This is a genomic window from Paenibacillus sp. AD87 (assembly GCF_001659845.1).
Classification (GTDB): domain Bacteria; phylum Bacillota; class Bacilli; order Paenibacillales; family Paenibacillaceae; genus Paenibacillus; species Paenibacillus marchantiae.
This window is the reverse complement of record NZ_LXQN01000019.1, coordinates 948842-960703: the sequence shown is the minus strand read 5'-3', so window position 1 is coordinate 960703 and position 11862 is coordinate 948842. Positions and strand designations below refer to the sequence as shown.

Annotated in this window: 5 protein-coding genes, 1 tRNA gene and 2 rRNA genes; 1 reads left to right on the top strand and 7 read right to left on the bottom strand. The window is 48.4% G+C overall.

Annotated elements, in window-relative coordinates; genetic code table 11:
* From gpAD87_RS27740 to gpAD87_RS27730, 3 genes are all read right to left on the bottom strand, one after another.
* Positions 1 to 898: ribosomal RNA gene (locus gpAD87_RS27740) — 23S ribosomal RNA — on the bottom strand; the annotation flags it as partial.
* A 256-nt stretch (positions 899 to 1154) separates the two neighbouring features.
* Positions 1155 to 1230 (bottom strand) — tRNA-Ala (locus gpAD87_RS27735).
* A 101-nt stretch (positions 1231 to 1331) separates the two neighbouring features.
* Positions 1332 to 2881 (bottom strand): 16S ribosomal RNA (locus gpAD87_RS27730).
* A gap of 701 nt (positions 2882 to 3582) precedes the next feature.
* Here gpAD87_RS27730 and gpAD87_RS27725 point away from each other — a divergent pair.
* A complete protein-coding gene (locus tag gpAD87_RS27725) occupies positions 3583 to 4935 on the top strand; it encodes a molybdopterin-dependent oxidoreductase (RefSeq protein WP_064641973.1) in 1353 nt (450 codons plus the stop codon).
* A gap of 152 nt (positions 4936 to 5087) precedes the next feature.
* On the opposite strand, the gene ligA is transcribed toward gpAD87_RS27725, so the two are convergent.
* The 4 genes from ligA to gpAD87_RS27705 form a co-directional block, all read right to left on the bottom strand.
* On the bottom strand, positions 5088 to 7106 hold the full coding sequence (gene ligA / locus gpAD87_RS27720) for an NAD-dependent DNA ligase LigA (protein WP_063568265.1): 2019 nt from the start codon (positions 7104 to 7106) through the stop codon (positions 5088 to 5090).
* Between the two features lie 81 nt (positions 7107 to 7187).
* Positions 7188 to 9551, bottom strand: coding sequence for a DNA helicase PcrA (gene pcrA, locus gpAD87_RS27715; RefSeq protein WP_064641972.1), 2364 nt, complete (start codon positions 9549 to 9551; stop codon positions 7188 to 7190).
* A gap of 296 nt (positions 9552 to 9847) precedes the next feature.
* Positions 9848 to 10534: a heptaprenylglyceryl phosphate synthase gene (locus gpAD87_RS27710; RefSeq protein ID WP_371129287.1), complete on the bottom strand. Its 687-nt coding sequence runs from the start codon at positions 10532 to 10534 to the stop codon at positions 9848 to 9850.
* 288 nt (positions 10535 to 10822) lie between these two features.
* Positions 10823 to 11698 carry a phosphatidylinositol-specific phospholipase C/glycerophosphodiester phosphodiesterase family protein gene (locus tag gpAD87_RS27705; protein WP_063568268.1) on the bottom strand — a complete coding sequence of 292 codons (876 nt, stop codon included), beginning with the start codon at positions 11696 to 11698 and terminating at the stop codon, positions 10823 to 10825.
* Between the last annotated feature and the right edge of the window lie 164 nt (positions 11699 to 11862).

The following is an 11862-nucleotide window of genomic DNA, read 5'->3' as shown; positions in this document are numbered from 1 at the left end:
CGACTCTGTTTTCCGAGGCTAGCCCTAAAGCTATTTCGGGGAGAACCAGCTATCTCCGAGTTCGATTGGAATTTCTCCGCTACCCCACCTCATCCCCGCATTTTTCAACATGCGTGGGTTCGGGCCTCCAGTGCGTGTTACCGCACCTTCACCCTGGACAGGGGTAGATCACCCGGTTTCGGGTCTACGTCCACGTACTATGTCGCCCTATTCAGACTCGCTTTCGCTGCGGCTCCGGCTCTCACCTTAACCTTGCACGGGAACGTAACTGCCGGTTCATTCTACAAAGGCACGCCATCACCCCTAAAACGGGCTCTGACTTTTTGTAAGCACACGGTTTCAGGTTCTATTTCACTCCCCTTCCGGGGTGCTTTTCACCTTTCCCTCACGGTACATGCTTCACTATCGGTCGCTAGGAAGTATTTAGCCTTGGCAGATGGTCCTGCCGGATTCATACGGGGTTTCACGTGCCCCGCACTACTCGGGATCCGTCTCGGAGGGAACAGACTTCAACTACAGGCTTTTACCTTCTTTGGCGGGCCTTTCCAGACCTCTTCGCTTAACCGGTTCCTTTGTAACTCCATGTGAGACGTCCCACAACCCCAAAGAGCAAGCTCTCTGGTTTGGGCTTCTCCGCGTTCGCTCGCCGCTACTGACGGAATCACTATTGTTTTCTCTTCCTCAAGGTACTTAGATGTTTCAGTTCCCTTGGTATGCCTCTACATAACCTATGTATTCAGTTATGAGTAACTGGAAATTACCCCAGCTGGGTTTCCCCATTCGGACACCCCCGGATCAAAGCTTGCTTACAGCTCCCCGAGGCAGTTTCGTTGTTCGCCACGTCCTTCATCGGCTCCTAGCGCCTAGGCATCCTCCGTGTGCTCTTAGTAGCTTAACCAGTTGCTCCGGTTTCGATGGCGCGCTCCGCTTGTTTTGGACTACGTCCAAAGCCAAAAGTCGCTTCCCATTCGATACCATCGCAATAGCATTCTACCTTATAAACACTTCACTTGTTTACACAAGTTCAGCTAGGATGATTGTTGTTTCGGTTACTTGAACCGAACAAGTATCCATCCCTAAAAGGAATGTTCTAATTCGCAATTTTCGTTTCGATATCTAGTTTTCAAAGAACAAGCTAAATAGACGAAATTCTTTGGTGGAGCCAAGCGGGATCGAACCGCTGACCTCCTGCTTGCAAGGCAGGCGCTCTCCCAGCTGAGCTATGGCCCCTCAAATTCCATCAAAACTGAACAAATGGATAAGTAACTGTGTTGCTGTTGCAGCTAAGCTGCGTATTTGAATGTTTCCACGCGGGAAACGATTCTCCATAGAAAGGAGGTGATCCAGCCGCACCTTCCGATACGGCTACCTTGTTACGACTTCACCCCAATCATCTATCCCACCTTCGGCGGCTGGCTCCTTGCGGTTACCCCACCGACTTCGGGTGTTATAAACTCTCGTGGTGTGACGGGCGGTGTGTACAAGACCCGGGAACGTATTCACCGCGGCATGCTGATCCGCGATTACTAGCAATTCCGACTTCATGCAGGCGAGTTGCAGCCTGCAATCCGAACTGAGACCGGCTTTTTAGGATTCGTTCCACCTCGCGGCTTCACAGCCCGTTGTACCGGCCATTGTAGTACGTGTGTAGCCCAGGTCATAAGGGGCATGATGATTTGACGTCATCCCCACCTTCCTCCGGTTTGTCACCGGCAGTCACCTTAGAGTGCCCATCCGAAATGCTGGCAACTAAGATCAAGGGTTGCGCTCGTTGCGGGACTTAACCCAACATCTCACGACACGAGCTGACGACAACCATGCACCACCTGTCTCCTCTGTCCCGAAGGAAAGATACATCTCTGTACCGATCAGAGGGATGTCAAGACCTGGTAAGGTTCTTCGCGTTGCTTCGAATTAAACCACATACTCCACTGCTTGTGCGGGTCCCGTCAATTCCTTTGAGTTTCAGTCTTGCGACCGTACTCCCCAGGCGGAGTGCTTAATGTGTTAACTTCGGCACCAAGGGTATCGAAACCCCTAACACCTAGCACTCATCGTTTACGGCGTGGACTACCAGGGTATCTAATCCTGTTTGCTCCCACGCTTTCGCGCCTCAGCGTCAGTTACAGCCCAGAGAGTCGCCTTCGCCACTGGTGTTCCTCCACATATCTACGCATTTCACCGCTACACGTGGAATTCCACTCTCCTCTTCTGCACTCAAGTCACCCAGTTTCCAGTGCGATCCGGGGTTGAGCCCCGGGATTAAACACCAGACTTAAATGGCCGCCTGCGCGCGCTTTACGCCCAATAATTCCGGACAACGCTTGCCCCCTACGTATTACCGCGGCTGCTGGCACGTAGTTAGCCGGGGCTTTCTTCTCAGGTACCGTCACCTTGAGAGCAGTTACTCTCCCAAGCGTTCTTCCCTGGCAACAGAGCTTTACGATCCGAAAACCTTCATCACTCACGCGGCATTGCTCCGTCAGGCTTTCGCCCATTGCGGAAGATTCCCTACTGCTGCCTCCCGTAGGAGTCTGGGCCGTGTCTCAGTCCCAGTGTGGCCGATCACCCTCTCAGGTCGGCTACGCATCGTCGCCTTGGTGAGCCGTTACCCCACCAACTAGCTAATGCGCCGCAGGCCCATCCCCAAGTGACAGATTGCTCCGTCTTTCCAGTTCTCTTCAGGAGAAGAAAACAACTATTCGGTATTAGCTACCGTTTCCGGTAGTTGTCCCAAACTTGAGGGCAGGTTGCCTACGTGTTACTCACCCGTCCGCCGCTAACCATCCGAGAAGCAAGCTTCTCTTCAAGTCCGCTCGACTTGCATGTATTAGGCATGCCGCCAGCGTTCGTCCTGAGCCAGGATCAAACTCTCCAATAAAGTATTGAAAAGAGCGATAAGCTCATTTTGAAACTGACGATTCATTATGAATCAAAAGTTACTATCCATTTGTTCAGTTTTCAAGGAACTTGTTGTCCGTTTGTGTTAATGCTTGTCAACCAGACAGGAATCTTATCTTATCATGTTAACTAACTAACTGTCAACTCTTTTTTTCGTCAGCGTTCAAAGCGTTTCGACAATCATTCGCTTGAGGCGACAAGAAATAATATATCATGATCTAATTTATTTAGCAAGCACTTTTTAATAACCTTTATATAAATGATTTATAATCCACAACTCCCGCTATCTAACGAAACTCTCAACTACATCAATCGACAGATTATATGAATCCGGATGGATCAACTCTATTTACATACAGATACTTCGAGTTACTGAAAAATGAATTCTATTTACTAAAAACAGAAAGGGTACATCTACTTTTGAACCAATAGTATTAGATAACCAATTAGAGGATACTTTTATATTAGAAGTGTTTCCCTTCACCTTTTGATACAAGTGATCCAAAACGCTCTATAATAAGGTATATATAATATAGAATAAGGAATGAATAGGATACTCCCGTTCAAGTAATCACTGACACAGTACACAATAATACTAAATTCAGAACCGCTCTCTAATCACAATCGGCTTCATTTATATCGAGGATGCTCTGATGAATAACCTATATGGGGTGAAAGCATATGAAGCAATGGCTGAAGAACATTCGAAAGGGTTATGGTAAAAAGCTCGTTTCCATTCATGCCTGGAATGCCTGGATTGTTGTTATCCTCGCGGTATCAGGTCTTATGTTGGTCGGTGGTTTCTGGCGTGAGTTACTCGGGATTGGGCGCGTATGGTTAAAGTGGCTACATATTGTCGTCGGTCTAGCTATGCTAGCACCTGTGGTGTATTACTTACTTTTGGCCGGAAAGCACTGGAAACAACTTCGCAATAGGCCATGGCAGAGAGCAAATACAATCGTTGTTCTTGTACTGCTGGTAGGATGGTTGTTATCAGGTATAGTGTTATGGCAGTTCAAGCTCGCTGGGCCGAGATGGTCGAATGCCGCGCTTCTGGTTCATGATTTGCTGACTTGGGTGGGCCTGCCTTATATTATCTACCATTCCATCACGCGAACGAGATGGTTAAAAGATCCTGCACGCCGTGCAGTAAAAGCAACGACAGTTGTAGCAGAGGGTAGAAATATGGTGCATCCAACTGATGCTCCTGATGAATATACGACGCCAGCAGCGATAGTTTCTACCGAATCTATACGTACCATTAAGGAGAGTCCTCTCCATCAACCAGAGAAACCTCAACCCGTGTATACACGGCGGGCATTTATTCGGTCTGCTGTAGGCGTGGGCCTAGCTGTGACTTTGGGGCCTACTTTTATATCATGGGTTGGACGAAACCTCAAACTAGACAACAGTATTGACAGCATGCTGGAGAACGATCCCAATCACATGGTGCCTTTGCCAAAAGCGCTGCCAGCTTCCTCCCCTCCCGTCGGAGGCGGGGCTGAAGGTCATTTTCGCGTATACACGGTAACACCGATACCTTCCTTTTCCAATGCAAACTGGTCATTCCGGATTGATGGGCTTGTCGAACGCGCACAGGTATGGAACTGGGAGCAGTTCGTGAAGCTTGCACGTACCGTTCAGGTCAGTGACTTTCATTGCGTTACAGGCTGGTCTGTATATAAGAACACTTGGGAAGGCATATCTCTTAAGCAATTACTAACCCAAGCCGGAGTGAAACCCGAAGCGCACAGCGTCAAGTTCTACTCCGGGGACGGCGTATATACGGATGCTATTACGATGGATCAGGCACAGATGGATGATATTATGGTAGCTGTCATGCATGACGGCAAACCGATCCCGGCAGATTTGGGCGGTCCGGTACGATTGGTCATTCCCCAGATGTATGCCTATAAGTCCGTCAAGTGGCTGAATCGTATTGAACTGATTGACAGCGAACATATCGGCTACTGGGAAGAACGAGGTTATGACAAGGATGCATGGCTTACTGGTGCTTCTCAGGCGCGTTCCTGATTTGAGTTACTGCCGATATACAGTTGAGTTTAAATAAATGTGCAAACAAAAGACCCCCGTTCCACTTATTCGTGGTACAGGGGTCTTTAAGTTATCTATACCTTATTCGAGTTACGCTCCGATTTAATCAAAGCCTACTCCACATTCAGAATCTATCCCTCTTGATTTAAAAGACGTACAAGTTCGTCCTCATCCTCAATGGTAGGAATGCCGAGATCATGAGCTTTGGTCAGTTTAGAACCTGCCTTCTCTCCGGCAATAACGAGGTCTGTCTTTTTGGAGACACTACCCGTTACCTTCGCTCCAAGTGCTTCGAGTCGTTGCGTTGCCTCTTCCCGCGTAAGTTGATGCAGCGTTCCGGTCAGCACGACCGTTTTGCCACTGAAGAAGGAATCTTCCACAATCGCTGCTGGTGCCTCAGGCGCCTGAGCTTTCACGCCTAAATTCAGCATCTTCTCGATAGCTGCCTTTGTAAACGGGTCTGCAAAGAAAGTCACAATGCTCTCAGCTACAATACCACCTACATCAGGTAGTTCAACGAGTTCCTCTGCCGTTGCATTCATAATGGCATGCAGGTCGCGGTAATGATCAGCCAGCATACGTGTAGTCGATTTACCTGTATTCGGAATACCCAGTGAATATAGGAACGAAGCGAGGTCACGATCCTTGCTCTGCTCCAGTGCAGCAATAAGGTTGTTCGCTTTCTTTTCACCAAACCGCTCCAGCTTCACCAAATCATCGAATTGCAATGTATACAGGTCAGCAGGCTCACGCACGTTCAATTCATCGTACAGCTGAATCGCCGTTTTCTCGCTGAATGTCTCAATGTCCATAGCATCACGGGAAGCAAAATGAGAAATCCGGGCCACCGTCTGCGGTTTGCACGCCAGCTTGTTGTTACAGAATAAATGCGCTCCACGCTGTTCCAGCGGGAATCCACATGCCGGACATTGCTCAGGGAACACGATTTCCTCGCCGTCACTCTCTTCAGTCACTTTACCCAGTATCTCAGGAATAACATCATTGGAACGACGGATAAAGACACGTGTACCCAAGGCAAACTTCAGATTTTTCCGCTCAATGTCACCTACGTTATTCAACGTGCAGTTCTGTACCGTTACCCCAGCTAGCTCAACCGGTTCAACTCGAGCAAGTGGAGTTACTTTGCCGGTACGACCCACATTCCAGACTACAGAGTTCAGAACGGTTGTGGTCTCTTCCGCCTCGAATTTGTACGCTACCGCCCAACGCGGGAATTTATCCGTGTAACCCAGTGCTTCACGGGTGCGCATGTCTGTGATTTTGATAACAGCTCCATCGATCAGGTAGTCTAGTTGACCACGGCTCTCCTGTATCGCAGCCAACTGCTCCATCACATCATCAAACTCATGGAAATACGTAATGGACGGATTGACTTTGAATCGATTCTCACGGAGAAAGTCCATCATCTCCTGATGGTTAGCAAACTGAATATCATCCGAATAACCTACATTATAGAAATAGGCGTTCAACCGTCGCTCAGCGGTAGTCTTCGGATTAAGGTTGCGCAGTGCTCCTGCTGCGGCATTCCGGGCATTTTTGAGCGGCTCTGCTGCCGTTTCATTATAACGATTCAATACAGACAGATTCATGATGCCTTCACCCTGGACTTCAATTGTGCCGCCTGTATACGGGATTTTAAGCGGAACAGATTTAATGGTTCTAACCTGAGCCAAAATGCCCTCCCCTACAGCTCCGTTTCCACGCGTAGAGGCTTGAACCAACTCACCGTTTGTGTACGTTAGATTCAGGGTCAAACCGTCAAACTTCAGTTCAATCACATAGCCAGGTTCGGGCAACGGATTGTCTGGATTTTTGGTGTTGAAGTCATTGACCAGCTTGAGCACGCGAGTATTCCAGTTTCGCAGCTGCTCTATATTCTGGGCTTTGTCCAAGCTCCACAATGAGGATAAATGACGATGCGGTGTAAACCCTTTGAGCAGTTCACCACCCACACGCTGTGTCGGAGAATCAGGCAAAACCATGCCACTCTCCTGTTCCAGCGTAACCAGTTCGTCGTACAGAAGATCATACTCCTTGTCGCTGATCTGCGGCTGATCCATCGTGTAGTACTGATAATTATGCTGGTTTAGCTCGGTAACGAGTTGCTCCATCCGGTGCATCGGGTCCATACAGGGCCATCCCTCCGTTATTATAATTTGGATCTATGTAGAACGAACGTTAGAGCAATCTCTAAGTTCGTTCATGAATATCTATTCCACTTTGGTGATTGGGGCAAAGCCTGCAAGCAGACGTTTTAGGCCAACCGGGGCCGGGAATGCGATCTGAAGCTCTGTGTCATTACCCGATCCTTTCACCCCAACAATGGTACCTGTTCCCCATTTGCCGTGTTGTACTTTATCTCCGGCTTTGAATCCGTCAGAACCAGCTCCGGCAGCGACCGGTTTAGATGCCGACGACGGGGCAGGCGTGCTGGATGTACTGGACGACGTACTCATGGTAACCCGTGAGGAAGTAACTGACGAAGCGGAAGAACCGCTTTGGCTCTGACGATCAAACAGCTTGCTTGCTCCGCCACCAAAATTGCTTCCTCCACTGGCACCAAGTCCACGGCCACCATATGATCCACCTGCGCTGTTACCACGACGGTAGCGGTCACGAGCCATCGAAGTATCTTCTTTTAGCTCATCCGGAATTTCATCCAGGAAGCGCGAAGGCGGGTTCGCCGTTGTGCGTCCGAACAAGGTCCTCATTTGCGCGCAAGACAGGAAGAGTTGTTCTTCCGCACGCGTAATGCCCACATAAGCCAGTCTGCGTTCTTCCTCCAGCTCCTCGTTATCCATAAAGGCCCGGCTGTGTGGGAAAACTCCTTCCTCCATACCAACGATAAAGACGACAGGGAATTCCAGACCTTTGGCACTGTGCATCGTCATCAGGGTAACTGCGTCACTCTGATCCTCTTCATCATCGTTCATACTGTCGATATCCGCAATCAGTGCGAGATCGGTGAGGAACGAAACGAGCGTTTTGTCTTCATTATTTTTCTCAAATTCCATAGTTACGGACAGGAACTCATCAATGTTCTCCAACCGTGCACGGGATTCGAGTGTGTTTTCATTTTGCATCTCAAGTCGGTACTGGCTCATCTCGAGAATCTTCTCGGTCAATTCAGTCACAGACAGATACTCTACCATCTGATGCAGCGCGGCGATCATATCATAGAACTCCACCAGCGCATTCCGCGTTCGACCGGCAAAACCGAGATCGTCCACAACCTGAAGCACACGGTATATTGAAATCCCCCGTTCTCCTGCTGCAGCTGCCAGCTTCGCTACCGTTGTATCACCAATGCTGCGTTTTGGTACATTAATAATCCGGGTAAGGCTGATGTCATCATCGGGGTTCGAAAGCAGGCGCAGATACGCCAGAATGTCCTTGATCTCTTTACGATCATAGAACTTGATGCCGCCAACGATCTGATACGGAATATCAGACTTGATCAGAATTTCCTCTATAACCCGGGACTGGGCGTTGGTACGGTACAAAATGGCATGGTTCTGATAGGATTTGCCGTTCTTCACATTTTTACTAATCTCAGAGGTTACAAAATACCCCTCATCATGTTCGGAATCCGCACGGTACACCTTGATCTTTGAGCCACCCTCTTTGTCCGTCCACAGTTTCTTCGGTTTGCGCCCAGTATTCAGGCCGATTACCTCATTCGCTGCATTCAGGATATTCGAAGTGGAACGATAGTTTTGCTCGAGCAAAATCGTATTGGCTTCAGGGTAGTCTTTCTCAAAATTCAGGATGTTGCTGATATCCGCTCCACGCCAGCGATAAATTGATTGGTCACTATCCCCTACGACGCAAATGCGGTGATGACTATCAGCAAGCATACGGCAAAGCATGTACTGCGCACGGTTGGTATCCTGGTACTCATCCACGTGAATGTACTGGAATTTCTTTTGGTAAAAGTCGAGAACTTCCGGTACCTCTTTGAAAAGTTGAATAGTCGCCATGATGAGATCATCAAAATCGAGCGAGTTGTTGGCTCTGAGCCGTTTTTGGTACATCTTATACACTTTCGCCACAATGCCTTCAAAATAGTCAGCAGCCTGTTTCTCATATTGCTCCGGACTGATCAATTCATTCTTCGCGGTACTCATCATCGATTGAACGGCTTTTGGCTCAAATTTCTTGGTGTCGATGTTCTGGTCTTTCATACAACTACGAATGACAGATAATTGGTCAGATGAATCCAAAATGCTGAAATTGGAGGTGAAGCCGATGCGTTCAATGTCACGGCGCAGAATACGCACACACATGGAGTGAAACGTTGATACCCAGATGTCACGACCCTGAGAGCTGCCAACCAGTTGGGATACCCGGTCTTGCATCTCGCGTGCCGCTTTGTTCGTAAACGTAATAGCCAAAATACCCCAAGGGGGTGCTTTTCGCGTTGCAATAAGATAGGCAATCCGGTGTGTTAGCACACGGGTCTTGCCACTGCCCGCTCCAGCCATAATCAACAGCGGTCCATCCGTCGCCTCGACGGCTTGCCGTTGGGGGGTGTTAAGCCGTGCTACGGCATCATGTATATTTACAGGTTGCATGCATGCATGCTCCTTTCATTGGTTAAAATATAAAGTCTAATTCAGAGGTTACACTAGGACTCCGATTGCAGAACCGTCCTTCGATCGCTGTTATCCCCAGATTTTTTTGATTCCCTTCTCCAAAGGGAAAATCCGGTGATAAAGGCGAACACTTCGTTTCTCCAGATCGGTTCCGCCTTCTCCGTTTTAGTGTAAAAGATAATTAATCCTTATAAAAGCTGTTCTATAATAGTAAGGTCAAAGTTCTATTTTAACAGATCAAGAGGGGAAATTGGGGGAATGGTAAACTAAACCGATTAAACGGATTGTTTCACAGCTTGGACCGTCTCCAACGCCTTGTGCAAATCACTGTACACAATGTTTCCAACCACAACGGTGTCTGCGACCTGTGCAGCTTGTCCAGCTTTCTCCGGACTATCAATCCCGCCGCCATAGATGAGATGCGCCTTGGTGAGTTGTCTGTGTGTCTCTCCAACCAACTCCATATCTCCAAACGTTCCGCTGTACTCCATGTATACGATAGGCAAGTTAAGCAGACGTTCCGCAGCCTGGGCGTAAGCAACTGCAGCATCCGTCGTCAATTCCGTATCCGCTCCAGTCATTCGGGCAACAGTGGAGTCGGCATTGAGGACAATATAGCCTTCTGCAATAAGCAGATCCCATGGGATCAGATAACCGTAACGTTCGATAGCTTGCTGGTGCTGTCCGATCATCCATTTGCTATCCGTTGCATTCAGCACCATCGGAATCAGATATCCGTCAAAACCAGGCACAACTGCCTCCAGATCGGATACTTCAAGCACACAGGGCAGCTCGTAGCGACGTACTCTGGACATCAGGTCAACCGTGTTGTCATAGGTAATTCCCGAAGACCCGCCAACAATAATGGCATCGCTACCCGACATGCAGATCAGGTCGAGGGCTTCATCCGTTATTTCCCGGTCCGGGTCTAGCTTAAATACATGTCTCCACTGCTTAATCATGTCTATCAACGAACATTCCTCCAGAGGTTCTTCTGCATCCTAAAAAGCTTGTAAACTAAGTCTAAGTCAGCAGGGAGTGAGTGTCAATGTTCGTATAAAAAGGGGAACAAAAAATCACAGACTTTTCCCTGGAATTGCAGGAGAAGCCTGTAATTTTAGATGGCAGGGATGTGATACTACAGAATTTAAGCCAGCGCCTGGTGCCACTTCGAACATCAATATCTTGAGTAGAGTTGGATCCAAAGTCTCAAGTAGGGATACCGCAACCTCTGAATCAACATTTAATACTCAAGGTTTCCAGGCAAAACGTGTGTTCATCTCATCCAGTTCCTGCTCAGTCAAAACATCCGAATACACGCCGTACACGCCCCATTTCTCATAGTTTGCTACCTGATCGGTGTCATTAATGGTATGCACGTAGGTGACGGCTCCTGCCTGCTTCAGCTTGGCAACGAAATTCTGGTTCACTTTATATTCCGGCATGGTTACGGCATCGATGTCATTCTTTTGTACAAAATCAACCACCTGGGCTTCAGTATCCTGCGTAGCATAAAGGGTATAGATAATAGAAGGAAACGCGTAGATTTCTTTCACGGTTTCGAGCATCGGCTCGTTATAGATCTGTACTACAACCCGATTAAGAATTGAAGAGTCATGTTTCTTGGCTGCGTCCACGAGTGATTTCAGCACCTGCTGAATATCCTCGTCCTTCTGTTCTTTTGTGTCGGTCACGATATACATATCCGGGTACTTGGCCAATACATCCATAATGCCGTCGGCATCCATCGGTTGGTACATGCCCAGAATGGGGGTATTCATAAATTCATCATGTGTCAATGCCCCAGCCTGTTTGTCTTCGGGTAACTCCTCGTCCTGTCCCAGCATTTTGCTCATGTTGGCGGTCCATTCATGTCTGGCTACTGCTTTGCGGTCCGAGGTCAGCATAAAGTCAATCTCAAACACACGTGTGCCCTTCTCATAATTGGCAATCATCGCCTCATAGGCGTTGGTGTAGGGCTGCTCACGGATACTGCCCATGGCATGAGCAATCAGTCGATAGGCCGTAAACCCATCGTGCTGCTCCTCGCTCTGACTGTCATAGGCAAAAAAGAGTGTGCCCACGGTTACGATGAGTAGTGTAATGACGGCGGCAATTCGTTTCATATGGCGTTCACATCCTTATCAGGGTGGTAGGGAAGAAAAAGAGTACGAATAACATGATATGACGAAGCATGTGCGGTTTTTCCTTTTTGATAGCTAACTACCCTGATTGGAGAGGTGTAAAACAAAAAGCCGCCCGAAGGCGGCTGTTAAATCTAGGGATGCAG